15 protein-coding genes are annotated in these 21,867 nt (G+C 63.8%); 7 read left to right on the top strand and 8 right to left on the bottom strand.

The genetic code is table 11. The annotated features are described in order from the left end of the window. Positions 1 to 123 precede the first annotated feature (123 nt). Together mscK and pykF are read right to left on the bottom strand one after the other, a co-directional pair. Entirely contained in the window at positions 124 to 3,447 is a 3,324-nt protein-coding gene (gene mscK / locus R2E40_RS16130) for a mechanosensitive channel MscK (RefSeq protein WP_318163894.1), read from the bottom strand. A 149-nt stretch (positions 3,448 to 3,596) separates the two neighbouring features. Continuing rightward, entirely contained in the window at positions 3,597 to 5,009 is a 1,413-nt protein-coding gene (gene pykF / locus R2E40_RS16125; protein WP_010633307.1) for a pyruvate kinase PykF, read from the bottom strand. A gap of 304 nt (positions 5,010 to 5,313) precedes the next feature. On the opposite strand from pykF, the gene R2E40_RS16120 reads away from it, so the two are divergent. Next, positions 5,314 to 5,526, top strand: a complete 213-nt coding sequence (locus tag R2E40_RS16120; RefSeq protein ID WP_318163893.1) for a hypothetical protein — start codon at positions 5,314 to 5,316, stop codon at positions 5,524 to 5,526. Positions 5,527 to 5,600: 74 nt separating this feature from the next. Here the strand turns inward: R2E40_RS16120 and R2E40_RS16115 are convergent, their stop codons facing one another. The 4 genes from R2E40_RS16115 to rdgC all read right to left on the bottom strand — a co-directional run bounded on the left by R2E40_RS16115 (position 5,601) and on the right by rdgC (position 12,081). Continuing rightward, on the bottom strand, positions 5,601 to 6,782 hold the full coding sequence (locus R2E40_RS16115) for a M28 family metallopeptidase (RefSeq protein ID WP_024944172.1): 1,182 nt from the start codon (positions 6,780 to 6,782) through the stop codon (positions 5,601 to 5,603). 399 nt (positions 6,783 to 7,181) lie between these two features. Beyond that, positions 7,182 to 8,825, bottom strand: a complete 1,644-nt coding sequence (gene ybaL / locus R2E40_RS16110; protein ID WP_318163892.1) for a YbaL family putative K(+) efflux transporter — start codon at positions 8,823 to 8,825, stop codon at positions 7,182 to 7,184. Between the two features lie 386 nt (positions 8,826 to 9,211). Then, the gene (gene ggt / locus R2E40_RS16105; protein WP_318163891.1) at positions 9,212 to 10,990 is read right to left on the bottom strand and encodes a gamma-glutamyltransferase; all 1,779 of its coding nucleotides are present in this window, start codon (positions 10,988 to 10,990) and stop codon (positions 9,212 to 9,214) included. 179 nt (positions 10,991 to 11,169) lie between these two features. Then, positions 11,170 to 12,081, bottom strand: a complete 912-nt coding sequence (rdgC, locus tag R2E40_RS16100) for a recombination-associated protein RdgC (RefSeq protein ID WP_011706841.1) — start codon at positions 12,079 to 12,081, stop codon at positions 11,170 to 11,172. 180 nt (positions 12,082 to 12,261) lie between these two features. Between rdgC and R2E40_RS16095 the strand changes: the two genes are divergently transcribed. The 4 genes from R2E40_RS16095 to R2E40_RS16080 all read left to right on the top strand — a co-directional run bounded on the left by R2E40_RS16095 (position 12,262) and on the right by R2E40_RS16080 (position 18,589). Continuing rightward, positions 12,262 to 12,690, top strand: a complete 429-nt coding sequence (locus R2E40_RS16095; RefSeq protein WP_045527681.1) for a GNAT family N-acetyltransferase — start codon at positions 12,262 to 12,264, stop codon at positions 12,688 to 12,690. Between the two features lie 101 nt (positions 12,691 to 12,791). Further along, a complete protein-coding gene (locus tag R2E40_RS16090) occupies positions 12,792 to 14,018 on the top strand; it encodes an exonuclease SbcCD subunit D (RefSeq protein WP_318163890.1) in 1,227 nt (408 codons plus the stop codon). Beyond that, positions 14,015 to 17,773, top strand: coding sequence for an AAA family ATPase (locus tag R2E40_RS16085; RefSeq protein WP_318163889.1), 3,759 nt, complete (start codon positions 14,015 to 14,017; stop codon positions 17,771 to 17,773). Before R2E40_RS16090 ends, R2E40_RS16085 begins: the two co-directional genes overlap by 4 nt. Positions 17,774 to 17,947: 174 nt before the next feature. Beyond that, complete coding sequence (locus tag R2E40_RS16080) at positions 17,948 to 18,589, top strand: polymer-forming cytoskeletal protein (protein ID WP_318163888.1); 642 nt, start codon at positions 17,948 to 17,950, stop codon at positions 18,587 to 18,589. A 41-nt stretch (positions 18,590 to 18,630) separates the two neighbouring features. On the opposite strand, the gene R2E40_RS16075 is transcribed toward R2E40_RS16080, so the two are convergent. Further along, positions 18,631 to 19,179: a cytochrome b gene (locus R2E40_RS16075; protein ID WP_318163887.1), complete on the bottom strand. Its 549-nt coding sequence runs from the start codon at positions 19,177 to 19,179 to the stop codon at positions 18,631 to 18,633. A gap of 219 nt (positions 19,180 to 19,398) precedes the next feature. Here R2E40_RS16075 and R2E40_RS16070 point away from each other — a divergent pair, with 219 nt between their 5' ends. After that, positions 19,399 to 20,217 carry an ABC transporter substrate-binding protein gene (locus R2E40_RS16070; protein WP_318163886.1) on the top strand — a complete coding sequence of 273 codons (819 nt, stop codon included), beginning with the start codon at positions 19,399 to 19,401 and terminating at the stop codon, positions 20,215 to 20,217. Positions 20,218 to 20,278: 61 nt separating this feature from the next. Beyond that, positions 20,279 to 21,241 carry a GGDEF domain-containing protein gene (locus R2E40_RS16065; protein ID WP_318163885.1) on the top strand — a complete coding sequence of 321 codons (963 nt, stop codon included), beginning with the start codon at positions 20,279 to 20,281 and terminating at the stop codon, positions 21,239 to 21,241. 78 nt (positions 21,242 to 21,319) lie between these two features. On the opposite strand, the gene crr is transcribed toward R2E40_RS16065, so the two are convergent. Then, entirely contained in the window at positions 21,320 to 21,829 is a 510-nt protein-coding gene (crr, locus tag R2E40_RS16060) for a PTS glucose transporter subunit IIA (RefSeq protein WP_005303134.1), read from the bottom strand. Positions 21,830 to 21,867: the final 38 nt, after the last annotated feature.

Raw genomic sequence — 21,867 nt, 5'->3', positions numbered from 1 at the left:
CTTCAGGCTAGCGGCAAACGGTGTCCCATTCTGGCCGGCATGTCACAAAACCAGCGTGGGCGGCCGGCGGCTGGTCATAAAAAAGGCCCCTTGCGGGGCCTTCGAGTGGCATGGCGTGCTGCCTTAGACGGGCTGGGCACCCGGCAGGGCGGGAGGCTGGGCGGAGTCGGACTCCACCTTCTGCTCTTCGTCCTTCATGTTCTTGATGTAGACGTCCATCTGGTTGAACGCGATCTCGATGCCGTTCTCGCGGAACAGCTGGTCTATCTTGCGGTTCAGCTCGTCCACCGCCGGGTTGCGATCGCCGAGCTCGCTCACGAAGAAGCGCAGCTCGTGATCCAGGGTGCTGGGGCCGAAGGTGAGGAAGTAGACGATGGGGGCCGGGTCTTTCAAGACGCGGCTGTTGTCGTCCGCCGCCTGTTTCAGCAGGGTACGGGTCAGCTCCAGATCCGAACCGTAGGCCACCCCCACCCGCACGATGACCCGGGTGACGGTGTCGCTCAGCGACCAGTTGATCAGCCGCTCGGTCATCAGCTGCTGGTTGGGGATGATCACCTCCTTGCGGTCGAAGTCGGTCAGGGTGGTGGCGCGAATACGGATCCGCGAGACGGTGCCGGAGAAGGAACCTATGGTGACGGTGTCACCGATCCGCACCGGACGCTCGAACAGGATGATGATGCCGGAGACGAAGTTGGAGAGGATCTCCTTCATGCCGAAACCGATACCGACCGACAGACCACCGGCGACCCACTGCAGCTTGTCCCACTGCACCCCCATCATGGAGAGGGCAGTCAGCGAGCCGACCCCGATCAGCACATAGTTGAGCATGGTGGTGATGGCGTAGGCCGTGCCCTGGGCCAGGTTCAGCTTGGAGAGCACCAACACCTCCAGCAGACCCGGCAGGTTGCGGGCCAGCGACCAGGCGCCGCCTAGCAGCAGGAAGCCTATCAGCACGTCGCTCAGGCTGATCGGGAAAAGCACGGCATTGGCCCCTGTCCCTTCAGTGCGGTGCCAGAGCACCATGCTGTCGAGGTAGGAGAAGACCGCCACCAGATCGGACCAGAGCCAGTAGAAGGCGACGCCGAACACCAGCAGCAGCACGGTACGGGTCAGACGCAGGGACTGCTGGCTGACATCCTCCAGATCCATGGGCTGCTCTTCGATGGACTCACCCCCTTCCGCATCCTCCTGGGCCTTGTGCTCGCGCTTGGCCACCGCACGGCGATAGGCCAGACGGCGGGCCGCCAGCTCCAGGCCGCGCAGGGCGGTGCGGTAGACCAGGCTCCAGATGATGATGAGGTAGAAGGATTCGATCAGCCGGCCGGTCAGCTTGAGGGCGGTGTAGTAGTAACCCAGTCCCACCAGCACTATCAGCGCCACCGGTGCCAGCGCCAGGGCGATGGCGGTGATGGACTGCTGCATGCTCGCCTCGCCCTTGATGCGGGCGCGGGAGATGGGGAACACCAGGTAGGCGGCCAGCCCCAGCAGGGCCAGGGTCAGCGCCTGACCCACCACGTCATTGCCAAGGGAGGAGGGTTCTACCACCGCCTTGGTCGACAGCATGATGAGCGGCAGCAAGGGCACCCACAGGTAGCGCATGCTGGTGCGTTTGGCCTGCAGCTCGGCTTTCGGCATGCGGAAATGGGTCTCGGCAATGCCGCCCGGCCGCATCACCGCCAGATAGACGCTGAACACCAGGTAGCCGAGCGCTAGGTTGAGGGTGATCTGGAAAATCAGCTTGGAGCTGAGCAGACCACAGTCAGTCAGCAGCAGGCCGGCAGCCAGGATGAACAGGCTGCCCGGCAGGCGCTGCAGCACGGTAAACAGCAGGGCACGCGGGGTGTGCCACTGGCTGTCCTGGCGAAAACGTCCCAGATCCTTGGTGATCTTCTTCTGCCGCTCCACCAGCGCCGGGCGCTTCCAGATCAGCAGACCGCCAATCAGCAGCAGCGGCAGGGCCAGCAGGGTGATGGGCAGCAAGGTTTCACCCCAGCCGCTCCAATCCGGTTTCAGCACCCAGTCGGAGGCCTGCTTGTAGGCCTGGGCCGGCCAGTTGATGAACCACTTGGCATCGATGGGCTTGTTGCTGCTCACCCAGAAGATGTGCTGCTGCAGGGTAAATTCGATGGAGGAGTAGATCCGCGCCAGCTGCTGCTGGGTCAGCTGCAGGCTGATGGCGTTGGTCAGCTGGGCATCCAGCTGGCGGTTGAGCTGGTCGAGCAGGCTGATGCGGGTGTCGAGCAGCTTGGAGAGGCTGGTTCTGTCCTCCTCGCTCACCGGCTCGCTACTGTTGGCGATCAGGTTGTCCAGATACTGGGTCTTCTGGAACAGCTGGTCGCGCTGCTGACTCAGCTCGAACTGGGCCAGGTGCAGGTCGGCGATCTGCTCTTCCAGGTTCTTCACCAGCGTGGAGGGCGACGACTCCAGCTGTTGATAGAGCTGGTAGAGAATGCGTGACAGCAGCAGGTTGCCCTTGAGCATCTGCACCTGTTCGTTGAGGTTGCGCTCGGTCTGGGTGCCGCGCTCCAGCCAGCTCTTGGCCTGCAGGTTCTTCTGTACCAGCGAGTTGAGGTTGGTGGTGGCGCTGACCAGCTGCTGGCTGAGCTGATGGTTGAGCTCCTGCTCTTTTTGTACCAGCGGATTGTCATCCGCGGCGACCAGCTCGCCGGTCTGTTCGGCGGTCTTTTCGGTGTCACCGAGGCGCTTGGCACTGCTCTGCTCTTGCAGCAGTTGCAGCTTCTGCTCTTCGCTCGCGAGGCGGGCGCTCTGGTAGTCGCGCTGCTTGACCGCCAGATCCTGCATGCTGGTGCGGTTGTCCAGCTGCTGTTGCAGGTTGGCCAGTTGCAGCTCCTGCAAGGCCAGCTCGGCGCCCAGCTTCATCTTCTCGGCGCCGCTCACCCCGTCACCGGCGTTGAGGCGGGTACGGATCTCCTGGCTGCGCTGATAGGCGCGGCTCATCAGGGCCTGGGCCCGCTCCGGCAGGGTTTGCAGGCTGGTGATCTGACTGCCGATGGTGCCGAGGGCTTCCTGGGCATCCTGCATGTTGGCCATGACGTCGGGCTGGCGACTCTCCAGCTCGCTCAGGCTCATGCTGGCGTATTCACTCTTGATCTGTTCGGCACTCTTGTTCTGGGTCAGGGCATCGAGCTTGGCGCTGATGTCCCTGAGCTCGGCCGGCAGGGAGCGGATGCGCTCGCTCTGGCTCTTGGCCTTGCTCTTCTCCTTCTCGATGCTGTCGAGCAGGCTGAGGGTGTCGGTCAGGAATTTCTGGTCGGCCTGCTGGCTGACGGTGAGGGTATCAGACTTGCCAAGGGCATCGAGCGCCCGCTGCACACTGGCACGTGAGGGCACATCCTGCGCCATGGCCTGCGGGGCGCAGAGGCTGACGAGTAAGCAGAGCACCGGCAACAGGGTGGCCGAGGCTCTTTTGAAGCGTGTTGAGAGCATAAAACTTCCGGGTTATTACGCGATATTTGGGAGATTTCCCACTTGGATTAAATCCGCGTGGATTCTAACACCGGGCAGGAATGGGCAGCAGGGGGGCAGATAAAAAAAACGGCGCCCGCAGGCGCCGTTTTCAGCTTGTTCAGTTCCGATTAAAGAACGTGAACAGAAGCGGTGTTGGTGGTGCCGCTCGGTACCAGGGCACCGGAGACCATGACAACCACGTCACCCTTCAGACCCATGCCGCTGGCCAGCGCCGCTTCTTTACCGATACGATAGAAATCGTCGGTGGAGGCGATGCTGTCAACCACGTGAGCAACCACACCCTTGGTCAGTACCAGCTGGGCAGCGGTCTTCTTGTTGGTGGTGATGGCCAGGATCCAGGCTTTCGGGAAGTACTTGCGGATGGCCTTGGCAGACTTGCCGCCTTCGGTGGCAACCACGATCAGCGGGGCGTCCAGCTTCTCGGAGGTCTCTACCGCGCCTTTACATACGGCTTCGGTGATGCGCAGCTTGTTGCTGTCGTTGGCAGCAGACAGGTTGGACGGCATCACGGCATCGGTACGCTCGCAGATGGTGGCCATGATGGTTACGGCTTCCAGCGGGTATTTGCCCTTGGCGGACTCACCGGACAGCATGACTGCGTCGGTACCGTCCAGGATGGCGTTGGCCACGTCGCCGGCTTCGGCGCGGGTCGGACGCGGGTTCTTGATCATGGAGTCCAGCATCTGGGTGGCGGTGATGACCACTTTGCGGGCTTTGTTGCACTTCTCGATGATCATCTTCTGGGCGAAGATAACTTCTTCAACCGGAATTTCTACACCCATGTCGCCACGAGCAACCATGATGCCGTCGGAGACAGCCAGGATCTCGTCGAAGTTGTCCAGGCCTTCCTGGTTCTCGATCTTGGAGATGATCTGGATGTTCTCGCCACCGTGGGCTTTCAGGTGCTCACGGATTTCCAGCACGTCTTCTTTCTTGCGAATGAAGGAGGCGGCAACGAAATCAACGCCTTGCTCGCAACCGAAGATCAGGTCGCGCTTGTCTTTCTCGGCCAGGGCCGGCAGCTTGATGGAGACGCCCGGCAGGTTGATGCCCTTGTTCTCGCCCAGATCGCCGTTGTTCAGTACTTTACAGATGACTTCGCGCTCGGTGATCTCGATGACGTCCAGACCGATCAGGCCATCGTCAACCAGGATGCGGTTGCCGACGCGCAGGTCGTTGGCGAAACCGGCATAGGTCACGGCTACTTTGTCTTTGTTGCCAACCACGGTCTGGTCGGTGGTGAAGGTGAAGGTCTGGCCAGCGACCAAGGCAACGTCGTTGCCGCCTTCCAGCTTGATGGTACGGATTTCCGGACCCTTGGTGTCCAGCAGAATGGCTGCGTGCTTGCCGGTTTCGGCCATGACAGCGCGCAGGTTGCTGATGCGACCACCGTGCTCGGCGTAGTCGCCGTGGGAGAAGTTCAGGCGCATGACGTTCATGCCGGCGTCCAGCATCTTGGCCAGCATTTCTTTGGATTCGGTCTTGGGACCGATGGTGCAGACGATTTTGGTCTTTTTCATGTCAGTCTTCATGGTTAAGGAGTTTCCGCCGTGCAATATACACCAGTTTTTGGATACTTTTTATGATCCAGAAACAACGTTTTGACCAGATAACGTTTTCTTTTCAGGGATAACGTTTTCCTCTTGGCTACTTTTTAGGGCATAAATTAACTGGTCCGCGCAGATTTGGCATAAATGTCGCCATATGTATCTCGGCGCCGGCCTGCCTCGTCAGATGTTGTAAAATGACGATCCCGTCCCGTCATCAAGCCGTCATCGGTCCTCGACAAGAATAGACACTCTGTTGCCACCGGAGTGCTGCAAAATGGCCCCTTATCTGTTGCTGTTGTCCGTTGCCCTGCTGGGCGTGCAGGCGCTGCCCGCCAGCTGCTGGCCGGCGGATCCTGCTCCCCTAGATGGCGCGCTGCGCGCGTTCGAGCGCCTTGAAATGCACCAGGCCCAGGCCGCCACGGTCCGCGCGCAGCAAGGCTTGCCGCACCCCAATCCCCCGCTTGACGGGGCGCATCGACAGCCCTGAGTGGCAGACGCTGAGACGAAAGAGGGAGGCCTGGCCTCCCTCTTGTTTTGGATGCGTCACCTCGCCTCGGCGGCTCAGTTTATCTTGCCCATCTCGATGGCAAAGCTGGTGGCCAGCTGGGCGAACTTGAGGGCGTGGGCAGCCGAGGGATCCGAGTTTTGCAAGGTGTCCTGGGCGGTGTGGATGTTGGGGTTGTAGTCGTTGAAGCGCGACTCGAACGGCATGGCGGCCGGGTAGCCCTGATTGTGCCAGGAGGCGTGATCCGAGCAGCCGTAACCGCAGCTGTCATAGCCGTAGCGGATCTGGGGAAGATAGGCGTCGAGCAGCTGGGCCAGATAGCCGGTCAGCCCCTTGTCGGTGTAGTCGGTCATGAAGACGATATCTTCCGCCGAGCCCTGGTAGTTGGTCATGTCCAGCTGCAGCGCCGCCAGCACCTTGGTGTTGGCCGCCTTGTAGCGGGTAGCGATGTCCTTGGAGCCGCGCAGCCCCACCTCTTCCGCCGCATAACCGATGAACTGCAGGGTGCGCTCCGGCTGGCGGCCCTGCTCGGCGATGACCCGCAGCACCTCGGTCAGGGTGGCGATGCCGGAGGCATCGTCATCGGCGCCGGGGGCCAGGGTGCGGCTGTTGGGGGCCGAGCCCGCGGTGGAATCGAGGTGACCGCCGAGCACCACCACCTCGTCCGGGTAGCGGCTGCCCTTGAGGGTCAGCACCACGGATTGCTGCGGATAGCCGCTGTGCTTGACCCGGCTGACGCTGGCCCAGGGCAGGGTCGCGCTCAGGGTCTGCCACTGACCGGCTACCCAGTCCGCCGACTGCACCCCTGTGGTGGTGGTGTAGTAGCGGTTGCGCCAGCTGGCGAGCTGGCTGATGGTGCCGACTATGTTGCCCTGATCCAGATAGGGCAGCAGCCGGTTGACGCTGGCCCCCTGGGTCAGCGGCGGGGCGCTGAACAGGTTCTGACTGATGGGCTGGGCCATGCTCTGCAGGGCGTCGGCCAGGGTGCTGTGCACCACATAGCCGCCGCAGCGCTGGTGCCCTTCGTGCATCAGGTGGGAGAGGGTACCAAGTTCACTCGCCTCGACCTGGGCCAGCTGGACCGGGGCGCCGCTGGCGCTGAACAGGGGGGCCAGCTTGGCCTTGACCTGCTTGAGCTCGACGCCGCTGTCGGCACCGACCGTGATCCAGACGGGTTCGGCAGCCTGTACGGCGAGGGGCAGCAGGGGAAGCAAGAGGGCGGTCAACAAGGGTTTCATAGCGGATCCTTCCAGAATGAGTTGCGGGCATGTGTGCCAAGTGGGTGTCATAAGACGACTGGCCCAGTCTAGCCAAGGTGGCTGACCGGCGAATTTGCCCATCTGGCGCGACCCTACCCCCGTCCGGTGGGGGCCGCTGCAGGATCTGCTGTCTACTGTGCCCCGCTGGGGGTAACCGCTGGAGCTTTGTGCTGGCGAGGGGAAGCTGCGCAGCGTGCCCGCCGCAGAGGCGGCGTGCCGCCCTGACCTGGGGGGCTGACAAAGGGAGTCAAATTGTGCCATATCGCCGCGAGAAGCTGGCGGGAATGGGTGGGGAGGGGCCTGGGTACCCCAAAGCGCGGGTGGACAAAGAGGCATGAAAAGAGGGGCCAAGGCCCCTCTGGTTCACTGGATGGCGGTTTATGCGGTGGCCTGGGCCAGCATGCCAAGGGCTATCTCCCGCTCGCCCATGATCACCTTGTCCGCCCCCTGCCTGGTGAGGAAGCTCACCTCGTCGTCGCTGTGGGCGCGGGCGATCACCCGGATCGCCGGGTTGATGAGCTTGGCCTGGGCGATGGCCTCGCCGGCCTCGAAGCTGTTGGGGATGGCCACCAGCAGCCAGCTGGCGTCGGTGATGGCGGCGCGGCACAGCACCTCGTCATCGGCCACGTTGCCGTTGACGTGGGGAATGTCGGCCTGGCGCAGGCTCTCCAGCCGGTGCGGATCCTGCTCGATCACCACCAGCTCGCGCCCGGCCTGCTGCAGGCCGTTCACCAGCAGGCGGCCGACCCGGCCATAGCCCACCAGTATGGTGTGGGCCTTCATCTCCACCGCCGGGCATTTGCACTCGGCCAGCACCTTGGCGTTGTCGGCGTCCGGGTGTTTCTCCAGGTAGCGCTCGACGGCGTTGAACACCAGCGGGTTGAGCATGATGGAGAGGCTGGCACCCACCAGGATCAGGTCACGGGCTCCTTCCGGCACCAGCTTGAGCACGATGGCCAGCCCGATGAGGATGAAGGAGAACTCGCCGATCTGGGCCAGGCTGGCGGAGATGGTGAGGGCGGTGCGCCGGCTGTAGCGGAACAGTCGCACGATGGCGTAAGCCGCCGCCGATTTGCCGAACATGATGATGAACAGGGTGGCCAGCACCGCCAGCGGTTCGGTCAGCAGCACCGCCGGGTTGAACAGCATGCCCACCGAGACGAAGAACAGCACGGCGAAGGCGTCCTGCAGCGGCAGGGTGTTGTTGGCGGCGCGGTGGCTCAGCTCGGAGCGGTTCATGACGATGCCAGTGAAGAAGGCGCCGAGGGCGAAGGAGACGCCGAACAGCTTGACCGCGCCGAAGGCGATGCCGAGCGAGCAGGTCAGTACCGCCAGGGTGAACAGCTCGCGTGAGCCGGTGCTGGCGGTGTGGGCCAGCAGCCAGGGGATGAAGCGGCTGCCCACCACCATCATCAGTGCCACGAACAGGCTCACCTTGCCGAGAGTCCAGCCCAGATCCAGCGCTATGCTCTGCCAGCTCAGGGTCTGCTCGCCGAACTGGATGTCGGCGATGATCGGCAGCATCACCAGCGCCAGCACCATCACCAGATCCTCGACGATGAGCCAGCCGATGGCGATGCGCCCCTGCAGGGTTTCCAGATTCTGACGGCTCTCCAGCGCCCGCAGCAGCACCACGGTACTGGCGGTGGAGAGGGCGAGGCCGAACATCAGGCCGGCGACCGGATCCCAGCCCAGCAGGGAGGAGAGCCCCATGCCGAGCAGGGTGGCGACCGCGATCTGGGCGATGGCGCCAGGGATGGCAATCCGCTTCACCGACATCAGGTCGCGGAAGGAGAAGTGCAGCCCCACCCCGAACATCAGCAGGATCACCCCCAGCTCCGCCAGCTCGGGCACCAGCTTCATGTCGGCCACATAACCCGGGGTGAAGGGGCCCGAGATCACCCCGGCCGCCAGATAACCCACCATGGGGGAGATCTTGAGGCGCTGGGCAAACATGCCGAGGATGTAGGCCAGCACGAAGCCGCCGACCAGAGTGGTAATCAGGGGAAGGGAGTGGTCCATGTCGTCACCTCGCTAATGGCAGTCAGGGGGCTACCAGATCACCGCGCGGGCGAAGAGGGCAGCTGTCAATGAGCAGGGGGCGAAAGAGACAGATGCTGGCCGCATGCACAGAGGGTGTGTCTGGGGGACAACAGTTGCCGTTTCTGTTGAAAAATAATACGTTTTTGGTAGAAAAACAATATTTATCCACATCTAAGACTTAATTTGCGATTAAAACTGTATAAGTGGCTGTTTTGAGGCGAAAGCGCGCTTCTCTGGTGCTCAGGTTGGCAACAGTAATCAATCGATGATGGTTTTTCCGGCCATAGCTGGAGGAGGGTGGAGAATAAAAAAGCGGCCGACTGGCCGCTCGCTGCATGAGGTTCCGAGTGCAGAGTTAGCCGCGCTCACTGGCCCTTGGCGATCCCCTCCCGGCGCGGATCGGCAGCGCCAAGCCAGCCACCGGCGTTGCGCTGCACGCCCTGCAGGCCCGAGGTCTGCTCGCTCAGCACCACCTCGTGCCCCTTCGCCTTGAGCGCCTCGACTACGGCGGCTGGGGTGCGACCCGCCTCCAGCTCGGTAGGGCCGTTGCGACTGCCGAAGTTGGGCAGATTGATCGCCTGCTGCAGGTTGAGCCCCCAATCCTGGGTGCCCAGCAACGTCTTGCCCACGTAGTTGATGATGGCGGAGCCCCCCGGCGAGCCCAGGCTCATCTCCAGCTCGCCGCTGCTCTTGTCAAATACCAGCAGGGGGGACATGGAGGAGCGCGGCCGCTTGCCCGGCTCCACCCGGTTGGCCACCGGCAGCCCGGCGGCGTCCAGCGAGGTGAAGGAGAAGTCGGTGAGCTGGTTGTTGAGCAGGTAGCCGTTGACCATCAGCCGCGAGCCGAAGCCGTCTTCGATGGAGCTGGTCATGGAGACCGCCATCCCCGCCCTGTCGACGATGGAGACATGGCTGGTGGAGGGGAGCTCCGGGGTGGCATCCTGGCCGCGAGCCGGCGCCAGTGGCGGGGTGCCCGCTTTGGCCAGGCCCATGGAACGCTCACCGATGAGGGCGCCGCGGCGGGCCAGATAGTGCTTGTCGAGCAGGCCACTGACGGGGACCGCCACATAGTCGCTGTCCGCCAGGTACTGGTTGCGATCGGCAAAGGCGAGCCGCGCCGCCTCGCTGTAGAGGTGGATCGCCTCGGCGGAGGCGGCCGGCTGGCCCTGCTCCCCCTGCACCGGTTTGAGGGCCGCCATGTCGCGGCTCTCCAGCATGCCGAAGATCTGGCCGAGGGCAATGGTGCCGGACGAGGGGGCCGGGAAGCCGCATACCCGGCTCTGGCGATAGTCAAAGCAGAGGCCGTCGCGCAGCTTGGCGCGGTAGCTGGCGAGATCGACGGCGCTCAGCACTCCGGGGTTGGTTGGGTGGGCGTGCACCTTGGCCACCATGGCCTCGGCCAGCGGGCCGCGATAGAAGGCGTCCGGCCCCTGGCTTGCCAGGGTTCGCAGCACCTTGGCCAGTGCCGGGTTGGTCAGTCGGCTGCCCGCTGGTTTGGGGCTGCCGTCGGCCTGATAGAAGTAGGCCCGCGCGTCCGGGTCCTTGGCAAGGTAAGGGTCCTTGGCCAGCAGCGCGGCCAGCCGCGGGCTTATCACGAATCCCTGCTCCGCGAGGGTGATGGCGGGCTCGAACAGCGCAGCCCAGGGCAGCTTGCCGTAACGCTGGTGGGCCAGCGCCAGTGCCCGCACCGTGCCGGGGGCGCCCACCGAGCGCCCGCCCACCACGCCGTCGTAGAAGGCCATCGGCTTGCCATCCTTCATGAACAGCTGATCGGTAGCGGCGGCGGGGGCTGTCTCGCGGCCATCCACCGCCGCAACTTTCTGGCCATCCCACACCAGCATGAGGGAGCCGCCGCCGATGCCGGAGGATTGCGGTTCCACCAGGGTCAACACCAGCTGCACCGCGATGGCGGCGTCCACCGCGCTGCCACCGGCCTGGATCATCTGGTAGCCCGTTTCCACCGCCAGCGGGTTGGCGGCGGCCACCATGAAGTCGCGGCCTTGCCAGCCCTGCTTGTCCTGCCAGCCGCTGGCGGCCTCCGGTGCGATCAGGGTGTGGGCGGGGGGCGCTTGCAGGCTCTGCTGAGCGGCGCAGCCGGCCAGCAGAGCGAGGGCGATGGCCAGCCCCAGTGGTTTGCGCAACATGACACTCTCCTTGTCTGTTTTATGAGCATGAAGGGCGACTATGTCACGATTGGCGCTAATGACTCAAGTTGTTGAATCAGATCAACAAGTTACTCATCTATCAACAAGTCACGCCTGCGTACGCCCATAAAAAAAACCGCCCGGAGGCGGCTTTTTGCAATCAGGCTGGGCCAATTCGCTTAGATGGACTGCTCTTCACCGCCCAGGGCGGCAAACAGGGCCGGGATGAACTGGGCCAGCTCGGCGGTGACCAGGGCGAAGTCGGCATCCAGACGGGCGGCTGGATCTTCGCTGGTGACGTCGTCGTTTTGCTCGCGCAGCTCTTCGCTGAATTTCAGGCGCTTGATGGAGAGATCGTCCCCCAGCACGAAGCTCAGGGTTTCGCCCCAGTTGAGGGCCAGCTTGGTGACCAGCTTGTCGTTGGCCAGGTGGTTCTTGATCTCGTCTGTCATCAGATCCTGCTGCTTGCAGCGGATGATGCCACCGTGCTCCATGGCGCTGCGCAGCTCGGCCTCGTCCTCCAGGGTGAAGGAGGCGGGCAGGTTGCCCTCGTTCAGCCACTCGGTCATGGTGATCTCGGGCGGGTTCTTGAGGGCCACCGGCACCACCGGCAGGGTGCCGATGGATTTGCGCAGCAGGGCCAGCAGGTCATCCGCCTTCTTGGCGGAGCCCGCGTCCACCACCATCAGGTTGTCGGCCGGATTGATCCAGGCGAAGGTCTGGCTGGTGCGGCTGAAGGCGCGCGGCAGCAGGGTGTGGAGGATCTCCTCCTTGAGCGCTTCCTTCTCTTTCTTCTTGAGGGCGCGGCCCTGCTCGAACTCGATCGCTTCTACTTTCTCCGCCAGCATCTCCTTGACCACGGTGCCGGGCAGCATCTTCTCTTCCTTGCGGGCACAGATGAGGATGTGGCCGGCGGCGGAGTGGGTCAGGGTGGAGCCGAATTTGCCAAGGGGCTTGACCCACCCGAACCGGGAGATGTCCTGGCTGCCGCACGGGGTGAAGGCACAGGCTTCCAGCTGGGTTTCCAGCTGCTCGACGGTCAGCTCGAAGGGGCGGGTAAAGCGATAAATCTGCAGGTTTTTAAACCACATGGCGTCCTCGGTCTCATAGATTGTCCGGCGGGCATTGTACTAGAGAGGCGCTTTGTGATCAGCCAATCATTCTTGTTAAATAAAGGGCGATCGACTTCACAGGGAGTCATATTCGTCCCCAAAGCCGTCATCAAACTCCCCTAGACTGCGGATGTTCAGGTTGTTAACAAGGATACCAATATGCTGAGGGCGAGTCGGTCCGACGACATGGACGAGATCGTCGAAATCTGGTTGCTGGCCTCCCTGCAGGCCCACGACTTTGTCGATGCCTCCTGCTGGTGGCAGGCCCAGGAAGATCTGCGCACCCGCTATCTCGATCACGCCCGCATCTGGGTGTTCGAGGAGCGCGGCGAGCTGCTCGGTTTCATGGCGCTGGTGGATGACTATCTGGCGGCCCTGTTCGTGCGCCCCGACCGCCAGGGGCGGGGGGTGGGCCATGCCCTGCTGCAGGAGGCCAAATCCAAGGGGGCCCGACTGCATGCGCGGGTGTTCGTGGAAAACGATCTGGCGGTGCGCTTCTATCGTCGCCACGGTTTCGTGATCGAGGGGGAGGTGGCCGATCCCCTCACCGGCCATTCCCAGTACCAGATGTGCTGCGAGCCCGCCTGACTCTGCCGGCCGCGCCGGGTATGGCTTGAAAAAGGGGAGGCATATCCTCATCTTGTCTGCATCGGGTGCCGCTGACACCTCCTCCATACGAGCCGTTTTTCATGAAGATCCTGCATACCGCCGACTGGCATCTTGGCCATCAACTCCATGGCCACGATCGCCGTTTTGAACACGATGCCTTTCTCGACTGGCTGGCCGACACCATCAAGCGCCGCGACATCGACGCCCTGCTGGTGGCGGGCGATCTGTTCGATACCGCCAATCCCCCCGCCAGCGCCTGGCAGCAGCTCTACCGTTTTCTGGCGCGGCTGCGCGCCGAGCACCCGGCACTGGAGATGGTGCTGATCGGCGGCAACCATGACTCTCCCTCCAAGCTGGATGCCCCTCACGAGCTGCTGCGCGCCTTCGACCTGCATCTGGTGGGCAGCATCAGCCGGGACGACGAGGGGCGCCTCGAGACCGAGCGTCTGCTGGTGCCGCTGCGAGGCAAGGATGGTGAGGTGGCCGCCTGGTGCGCCGCCGTGCCGTTTCTGCGCAGCAGCGATCTGCGCCCCGACGGGCTCAGCGAGGGGCAGGACAGACTCATCGAAGGGGTACGCCAGGTCTATGAGGCGGTGCTGAGCGAGGGGCGTGCGCGCTGCAATCCGGATCAGGCCCTCATCGCCATGGGCCACGCCTATCTGGCGGCGGGCCAGCTCTCCGAGCTCTCCGAGCGGCGGGTGCTCGGCGGCAACCAGCATGCCCTGCCTGCCGAGCTGTTTGCCGCCGCCGACTACACGGCGCTGGGTCATTTGCACCTGGCCCAGAGCCCGGCCGAGGGGGTGCACTACAGCGGCTCGCCGCTGCCGCTCTCGCTGGCCGAGGCGAACTACAACCATCAGGTGCTGGAGGTGACGTTTGAGGGGGGCAAGCTGGCCCGGCTTGAGCGGATCCCGGTGCCCCGCGCGGTGGAGATGATCCGGCTGCCCCAGAGCGGCCTCGACGAGGCGCTCCAGGCCATTGAGGCGCTGGAGCTACCCGCTTGCCCGCAGCAGGCGCAGCCCTTCCTCGAGGTGCGGCTGCTGTTGCCCAAACCCGAGGCCCGCATCCGCGAGCGCGTGCTGGTCGCCATCGGCGACAAGCCGGTGCGCCTTGCCCGCATCACGACCAGTTATCAGGGCTCGGGCCAGGGACTGGCGGACGGTGCCGGCCAGCGCCGGCTCGATGAACTCTCCCCCAGCGAGGTGTTTCGCCTCTGCTATCAGCGTCAGTTTGACGGGGAGCCGGAGGCCGAGCTGGTGGCGTCGTTTGAAGAGATCCTGGAGCAGGTGAAGGAGTCTAGCCAATGAAAATCTTGTCGCTGTCAGGGGAGAATCTGGCCAGCCTGACCGGTCAATTCACCATCGATTTTGCCGGTGGCGCCCTGGGGGCCGCCGGCCTGTTTGCCATCACCGGCAATACCGGCGCCGGCAAGAGCACCCTGCTCGATGCCATCTGTCTGGCGCTCTACGACGAGATGCCGCGCTTTATCGCCAACCGCAAGAATGTTGAGAAAATTGGCCGAGCAGATGAAGACGAAAAAGAAAAGTTAACCGCCAATGATGTGAAAAACATCCTCAGCCGCGGCCATGCCAGCTGTTTTGCCGAGGTGCAGTTTCGCGGCTGTGACGGCCGCATCTGGCTGGCCCGCTGGGCGGTGCGCCGGGCCCGCAACCGCGCCGAGGGGCGCTTTCAGGCCCAGGAGCGCAGCCTGACCGACGTGGCGTCGGGTCAGGTGTTCAGTGGCAGCAAGCGGGAGCTGCAGGATCGCATCGACGAGCTGGTGGGGCTCTCCTGGGAGCAGTTTCGCCGCGCCGTCATCCTGCCGCAGGGGGAGTTTGCCGCCTTCCTCAAATCGAGCGCCGACGAGCGTTCAGCCCTGCTCGAACGGATGACCGGCACCGAGCTTTACTCCGCCATTTCGGTTCAGACTCATGAGCGGGCGCGGGAGGAGCAGCAGAAACTGGCCGCCATCAGCCAGCGGCTCGGCGACGTGGCACTGATGGACGAGGCGACCCGCGAGCAGTGGGTTAGCCAGCAGGTCAGCCTCGCCACCAGCCTCAAACACGAGCAGCAGCAACAGCAGCTGATGCAGGACTTGCGCGATCTCAACGGCCGTATCGCCGCCCAGGTGCAGGCCTGTCAGGAGGGAGAGGCGGCCCTTGCCGCGACTGAGGCGGCCCACGCTGCGGCCGCCCCCGAGCGCGAGGAGTTCTCCCGCGCCGAGCAGGCCCAGGTGGCCCGCGCCGATCACGACGAGCTGGCCCGCCTCACCCTGGAGGTGCAGCAGCAGGAGAAGGCGCTGGCCGAGTTTGGTCCCGAACTTGGCAAGCTGGAGGAGCAGACCCAGCAGAGCGCCCTCACCGAACAGCAGTTGCTGGCGGAGAAGATCGCCGCCGAGCGCGAGTGGGGCGCCCTGCAGCCTGAACTCAAACGGGCGCAGGAGCTCGATACCCGCATTCGGGAAAAGCAGCAGCAACTGCAGAAGATCCAGCAGGAGGGCGCGCAGGAGCGGGAGGTGCAGCTTACCCTGGAGCAGGGCTGGCGCCAGCAGCGCCAGCAGGTGGAGCAGCTCCAGGCCCAGCACCTGCAGTGGGGTGCCTGGCTTGAGGAGCACAAGGAGCTGGCGCCGGTGGCCCGCCAGTGGCAGCCTCTGCTCACTGCCATGCAGGATTGGGCCGAGGATGCCGACAGGCTGCAGCAGCTCCTTACCCTGCGCGAACACAAGCTGCGCGCCCTCAGGCAGTTGCAGCACCAGCTGGAGCAGGGGCAGCAGGAGCGCGACTACTGGCAGCGCGAGCAGGAGCGGCTGCAGCAGCAACAGCACGAGCTGCAGGAGCTGCAGTGGGAGGGGCGTCTGGCCAAGGCGCAGGAGCAGTGGCAAGGGCAGACCGAGCAGCTGGGCCAGCTGCGCCAGCTGCTGGAGCTGGCCGACTATGGCCGCAATCACGGCGAGCAGCATGGTCGCCTGCAGCAGGAGATCGCCCAGCTGGAGCAGGCGCTCGGCAAGCTGGCCATCCTCGGCGACGAGTTGACGCCGGCCCGCGAGCGGCTCGCCCTGCAACGAGACGAGGCACGCCACGCGCTGGAGCAGTCTCGCGCCATCGCCAGTTTCGAGCAGCATCGCCACATCCTGCGCGACGGTGAACCTTGCCCGCTCTGCGGCGCCGAGGAGCACCCCTATCACCAGAGTCAGCCACAGGTGGCGGGTATTCTGGGGCAGTTGGCGGAGCGCGTCCGCAGCCTGGAGCTCGAGTGGGATCGGCTCAATCACCAATACATTCAGTGCGAGAGCGAACGCCAGGAGCTGGCTCGCCAGCTGGCGGTGCGCCAGCAACATCTGCCTGAGCTGGAGACGCGCGCCGAGCAGCTGACCCAGCGCTGGCAGCAGCTCGGCGGTGCCGAACTGCTGGGCCATCCGTTGCCGCTGCGTCAGAGCCCGATCGAGTGGAACGAACTGATGAGTACCCTGCTCGGCCGCGGCCAGAGTCTGGAGCAGGGGCTGGCCCGCAGCCAGCAGCAACTGCGCGAGGCCCAGCTCGGCCAGCAGCAGTTGCAGGCCGTGCGTCAGCAACTGAGCCAACTGGCCAGCCAGCATCAGCAGTTCGAGCAGCAGTGGCAGGAGGCCGACCGCCAGCGCATCGCCCTGGAAGGGGAGGTGAAGGCGATGGGCGAGCAGGAAACGACCCTGCGCCAGCGCCTTGAGCAGGGGGGCAGCCGGCTCGACGAACAGATGGGGGGCCAGCCCTGGCGCCAGTGGCTCGGCAGCCAGCAGTGGCACGAGTGGCAGCGGGCCTGCGAGGCCTGGCTGCACGGCCAGAGCGAGTGGGAGCGGCTGGCCGGCGAGATTGCCAGCCTCACCCCGGCCCTGAGCGCCCAGGAGGCGCGCCTGCAGACCCAGCGCGAGCTGCTGCACAAGCTCGAGCGCGACTACAAGGAGCATGAACAACAGCGGCAGGGGCTGGTCACCAGCCGTGCCACCTGTCTGGGGGGCGAGGAGATAGCCCTGGTCGAGCATCGCTGGCAGCAGCGGCTGCAGCAGCTGGCCAGCGAGCTGGAGACGATGCAGGGGGCGGCCCGCGCCTTGCGCGAGCGCCAGACCGAGCTCAAGACCCGTCTCAGCCATCTGGAGCAGGAGAAACAGGTGAGCAGTCGGCGGCGGCGGGAGGTGCTGGGGCGCTGGGCTGCCCACGCCAGCAGTCTCGGTATCGCCGAATATGACCTGCGCCGCCTGCTGGCCATGAGCCCGGATGAGCTCAAGGGGCGCCGTGCCGCCTTGCAGGCGCTGGAGGATGCCCGCGCCGAGGCGCGTACCCGTTTGACCGAGCGGCAGCGGGCACTGGCGCTGGAGGAGAGCAAGCGGGATCGTTACCGCGAGCATCACCCCGAGCTGGCCGCGTTGGCGCCACAGGATCTCGCCAGCCGGCTGACGGCGCTGGAGGCGCACTGCCGCGCCCTCGACGAGCAGCTGTTCCAGTGCAAGAGTACGCTGGCCCAGGCCGAGGCAGCCGCCCTCAAGGCGGGCACCTTGCAGGAGGAGCTGGCCGCCCAGCAGGCGGTGGCGGATCACTGGCAGCGCCTCTCCGATCTCATCGGCTCGGCCAGCGGCGCCAAGCTGCGTACCTTCGCCCAGAGCCTCACGCTGGAACGGCTGCTGCTGGAGGCCAACGCCCAGCTTGCCGAGCTCTCCCCCCGCTATCGGCTGGAGCGAGTGCCCGGCACCGATCTGGCGCTGCAGGTGGTGGATCTCGACATGGGGGATGAGGTGCGCTCGGTGGATTCCCTCTCCGGCGGCGAGAGTTTTCTGGTGTCGCTGGCGCTGGCGCTAGCTCTCTCCAGCCTGTCGTCGCGCCAGACCCAGGTCGAATCGCTCTTTATCGACGAGGGCTTCGGCACGCTCGATCCCGACAGCCTGGATCTGGCGCTCTCCAGCCTCGACTCCCTGCAGGCGGCCGGCCGCCAGATCGGAGTCATCTCCCACGTGCAGACCCTGGTGGAGCGGATCGGCGTGCAGGTGCGGGTGGAGGCCCTCGGCGGCGGCGAAAGCCGGGTGGTACTGCCCTGAGTCCTGCCTCTGTTTGCTGATGAATCACGGCCCCGCCTTCTGGCGGGGCTTTTTTGTTTCAGTGTTTCGGCAATCTGGTCGCTTGAGCTAGGTCCATGCCCGCGTATCGCGGGAAACGAGAGTGAGGGGTTGACCCCGGTCTTGCATCCATCTGCCCGCAAGAGGGAATGGTCAATGACATTGATGCCTGAAAGGATCCTGGCTCGCATCGCGATGCGGCCACGCAGTGACGCGCTGTATCTCATCTGGTTCTGCTGGGGCCTGGCGTTGCTGCTCTATGTGGCGGGATCTGCATATTACAAATTACCCATAGTGCCGTTGCTACTGATGGTGCTGCTGTTGATGGTGGAGAAAACCAAGATGTTTGGACGAAAGCGCAATGAGTCTGAGGTGGTCGGGGCAGGGAGCACGACCACGGTGATCGCCAAGGGGGCCCGTTTCAAGGGCGAGTTGCAGGTGGAGGGCAATCTGGAGGTGCATGGCCAGTTCGTCGGGACGCTGCAACTGAACGGCGGGACGGTACGCATCATGGAAGGCGGCCGGATTGAAGGGGATGTCAGCGCCGCCCACGTGATCATCAATGGCACTCTGGATGGCACCTGCGCCTCAAGCGAGGTGGAGATCCTCGAAAACGGCAAGATGAAGGGGTTGTTCAAGGGCGGGAGCCTCTCCATCCGCAAAGGAGGACAGTTTGTCGGCCAGTCCCAGTCTCAGGAGGAGCAGAAGGGCGAGAGCAAGGGCAACGTCAAGCAGCTACAGCCTGAAGGTAAAAACAAGGCTGCCGATACTGCCGAGGTGGTGGCCAAACAGGCCTGATCAAAAGAGGGGCGAGTACGCCCCTCTTTGCTGGCGAGGGATCAACTGCGCCGCTCGGGCAGCATATTGGTCAGAGTGTTGTCCTTGAGAACATGGTGGTGGTAGATGGCTGCCGCCGCGTGCAGGGCAATCAGGGCATAGCCAATGTTGGCAAGCGTCTCGTGCAGCTCCTTGATAGTGCCCTTCAGGCCGTCGTCGGGGGCGATGAGGGCGGGGAGTTCCAGGCCGAAGAAGGGGATGGGTTTGCCGCCTGCGCTCAGCAGCAGCCAGCCCAGCAGCGGGGTGAGGATCAGGAAGCCATAGAGCGCCAGGTGGGCGAGCTTGGCCAGTGTGAGCATCAGGGGGGAGAGCTCGGGCACGATACGCGGTGAGGGGCTAGCCACGCGCACCAGCAGGCGCACGACCACCAGCGCCAGGATCAGCAGACCCACCATGAAGTGAAACTCCTTCATCAGGTCGCGGCCGGCCGACCCTTTGGGGAATATACCCCTGAATTCCATCAGCGCATAGACGGCGATCATCAGCAGCAGGGTCAACCAGTGCAGCCCTATGCTCAGGCTGCCATAACGTTGTTCGGTATTTTTCAACATGCTCATATCCTTCTCGGGGCTCGCATTGCATCAAGGGTGGTCGCATCGGGCATCCTGCCCCCGCACCATTCCTTTTCATGTTACCGCGCAGATGTGTCAAAACCTTGATCTCGGTGTGTGTTTTAACATCTTATTTGCAACTCGCCCGACACACTCGGTGCCGAGTCTATGCTTCTGATCAACAGGGCCATGCCGGCCAGGGTGGTGAGAGGTTGCATCATGAAGCATCTGAGAGTGGGCGTGCTGGCAGGCTTGATGCTGCTTGCCATGCTGCTGGGGATGATGGGGGTCGACGAGGAGCGGCTGGCTGCGGCAGAACCTGGCCGACCGACTCATTTTTCAGCCTATCTTGGTTTGTTGCCGGGGCTCATCGATTCCAACGGCACCGGTCCCTTCGTCGACCTGGTCAAGGCCATCGCCGGGCTGGATGACGGGGTGGAGGTGAGCGTGATGGTCTACCCCATGTCCCGTGCCACCCGCAGCGTGGTGGTGGGGGAGGCGGACTTCAACCTGCCGGCGCTGCGCAACCCCTACATCGATGAGTCCATGCTGCCCTATCGCTTCAGCTCGGCGACCTTTGGCAAGGTGACCCACGTGCTCTACAGCAACAGTGCGGCGCCCATTACTCCCGCCATGGTGCTGGGCTACGAGTACACCAAGCGGGATCTGCTCATCGAGGGGGTGACCGACTTCTGGCCCTTCTCGGTCAAGCGCTCCCTCTCGCTCGAGCAATCCCTCGGCAAGTTGAGCCGGGGCCGCATCGATGCCTTTCTGTGGGCGCAGGAGGAGGCGGATTTCACCCTGCGCAAGATGGGGCTGACCAATATCCACCGGGTCTATTTCGGCGAGTTCGACGATGTGTTCATCATCCCCAAGGGGCCGAAAGGGGATGCGGTCGACCGCTTCCTGACCCAGTCCATCGAGCGGCTCAGGGCCTCCGGTCAGCTCGACAAGATCTACTCCGGCATTCACGGTCCCTATCAGGAGTGGCAACCGGGAGAAAATGCTGCGACCAAGGCGGTCAGAGCCGCGCAATGAGCGCTTTACCCGCGATCAGCGCTCACTTACCTTGGAACGGTACCTTGGTAAAGGAGTTACCTTGAACATCACCGATCCTGTGATCCTGACCGAGCTGCAGCAGATCCTGTTTCGCTCCTTCGACGTGATCCCGTTTCCGATCCTGATATCGGAATCCGCCTGCAGCGAGACGCTGGGCAGCATACCCACCCGACTGTCGGAGATCCCGGCCCGTCATCACAGGTTCGTGAACCGGGCCTTCGTGACTCAGCTGGGCTACGACCTGACGGATCTGCCCGACATGGCCAGCTGGTTTGCCACCGTCTATCGCGATGAAGAGAGCAGGGCCCAGGCGATTGAGAGCTGGAATCAGGCGGTGATGACCAGTCTGGCCAACGGCGCGGCGGTGGCCGAGATGAACGCCTGTCTCTACTGCAAGAGCGGCCAGCAGCGCTGGTTTACCATCACGGCCCAGCTGACGGCGGATGCCATGCCGGGCTGGCACATAGTGACGCTGCGCGACATCCACGACCTGCACTGCATGATAGAGGAGGTGAGCCGGCTCTCCTGCACCGATCCGCTGACCGAGCTCGGCAATCGGCGTGCCGCCGGGCAGCAGTTGCAGGCGCTCTGGCTGCAGGGGGAGCCCTTCTCGGTGATCCTGTGCGATATCGACCACTTCAAGCAGATCAATGACCGCTACGGTCATCCCGCCGGGGATGCGGCGTTGTGCGAGGTGGCCCGCATCATGGCGCAGCAGCTGCAGCCCGCAGAGCATCTGGCCCGCTGGGGCGGGGAGGAGTTTCTGTTGATCCTGCCTGGGGTGGATGCCGAACAGGTGGTCGAGCGAGCCGAGCAGTTGCGCCGGCAGTTTGTCGACCATGTGGTGGCGTGGGAGGGGCAGAGTTTTTCCCTGACGATGAGTCTGGGCTGTGCCACCCGAGGCGAGTGCAAGAGCTGCGACAGCCTGCTGCAGGTGGCGGACAAGGCGCTCTACCAGGCCAAGAGCAACGGCCGCAACCGGGTGGTATTTGGCAGGGCCTAGCCGGAAAACGCCCATAAAAAAACCGAAGCCAGGGCTTCGGTTTTTTGTTGCGGCGACGGGCGCTCGGCCCATGCGGCCTTATTTCTTGATGCGGATCACCGGGGTCTCGCCCACGGTCACGGCACCTGTCATCTTCACCAGCTCTTTGATCTCGTCCATGTTGGAGATGACCACCGGAGTCAGGGTAGATTTGGCTTTGGCTTCCAGAACGGCCAGATCGAACTCGATGATGGTGTCACCGCGCTTGACCTGTTGACCTTCCTGGGCGATGCGCTTGAAGCCTTCGCCTTTCAGTTCAACGGTGTCGATACCGAAGTGAACGAACAGCTCGATACCAGAGTCAGATTCCAGCGAGAACGCGTGGTTGGTCTCGAAGATCTTGCCGATGGTGCCGTCGCACGGCGCAACCATCTTGTTGCCAGCCGGCTTGATGGCGATGCCGTCGCCGACGATCTTCTCGGCGAAGACTACGTCGGGTACATCTTCGATCGGTACGATTTCGCCTGACAGCGGGGCAAAAATTTCGATGCCGCCGGTATCAGAACTGTCATCGGAAACCAGTTTCTTCAGTTTATCAAACAGACCCATAGTAAAAGCTCCTAGAGATGATTGTCGCTGTTTGCAGC

Origin of the sequence: Aeromonas sp. CD, assembly GCF_033349375.1 — a bacterium.
Taxonomy (GTDB): Bacteria; Pseudomonadota; Gammaproteobacteria; order Enterobacterales; family Aeromonadaceae; genus Aeromonas; species Aeromonas hydrophila.
Note: the sequence above shows the minus strand (reverse complement) of the source record. Positions and strands in the feature narration are given on the sequence as shown.

Excerpts from the sequence above, each read along its gene's own strand:
- R2E40_RS16115 (WP_024944172.1), bottom strand. The coding sequence starts at position 6,782 with ATGAAACCCTTGTTGACCGCCCTCTTGCTTCCCCTGCTGCCCCTCGCC.
- R2E40_RS16090 (WP_318163890.1), top strand. The coding sequence starts at position 12,792 with ATGAAGATCCTGCATACCGCCGACTGGCATCTTGGCCATCAACTCCAT.
- mscK (WP_318163894.1), bottom strand. The coding sequence starts at position 3,447 with ATGCTCTCAACACGCTTCAAAAGAGCCTCGGCCACCCTGTTGCCGGTG.
- ggt (WP_318163891.1), bottom strand. The coding sequence starts at position 10,990 with ATGTTGCGCAAACCACTGGGGCTGGCCATCGCCCTCGCTCTGCTGGCC.
- R2E40_RS16080 (WP_318163888.1), top strand. The coding sequence starts at position 17,948 with ATGACATTGATGCCTGAAAGGATCCTGGCTCGCATCGCGATGCGGCCA.
- R2E40_RS16085 (WP_318163889.1), top strand. The coding sequence starts at position 14,015 with ATGAAAATCTTGTCGCTGTCAGGGGAGAATCTGGCCAGCCTGACCGGT.
- ybaL (WP_318163892.1), bottom strand. The coding sequence starts at position 8,825 with ATGGACCACTCCCTTCCCCTGATTACCACTCTGGTCGGCGGCTTCGTG.
- pykF (WP_010633307.1), bottom strand. The coding sequence starts at position 5,009 with ATGAAAAAGACCAAAATCGTCTGCACCATCGGTCCCAAGACCGAATCC.
- R2E40_RS16095 (WP_045527681.1), top strand. The coding sequence starts at position 12,262 with ATGCTGAGGGCGAGTCGGTCCGACGACATGGACGAGATCGTCGAAATC.
- R2E40_RS16120 (WP_318163893.1), top strand. The coding sequence starts at position 5,314 with ATGGCCCCTTATCTGTTGCTGTTGTCCGTTGCCCTGCTGGGCGTGCAG.
- R2E40_RS16075 (WP_318163887.1), bottom strand. The coding sequence starts at position 19,179 with ATGTTGAAAAATACCGAACAACGTTATGGCAGCCTGAGCATAGGGCTG.
- rdgC (WP_011706841.1), bottom strand. The coding sequence starts at position 12,081 with ATGTGGTTTAAAAACCTGCAGATTTATCGCTTTACCCGCCCCTTCGAG.
- R2E40_RS16070 (WP_318163886.1), top strand. The coding sequence starts at position 19,399 with ATGAAGCATCTGAGAGTGGGCGTGCTGGCAGGCTTGATGCTGCTTGCC.
- crr (WP_005303134.1), bottom strand. The coding sequence starts at position 21,829 with ATGGGTCTGTTTGATAAACTGAAGAAACTGGTTTCCGATGACAGTTCT.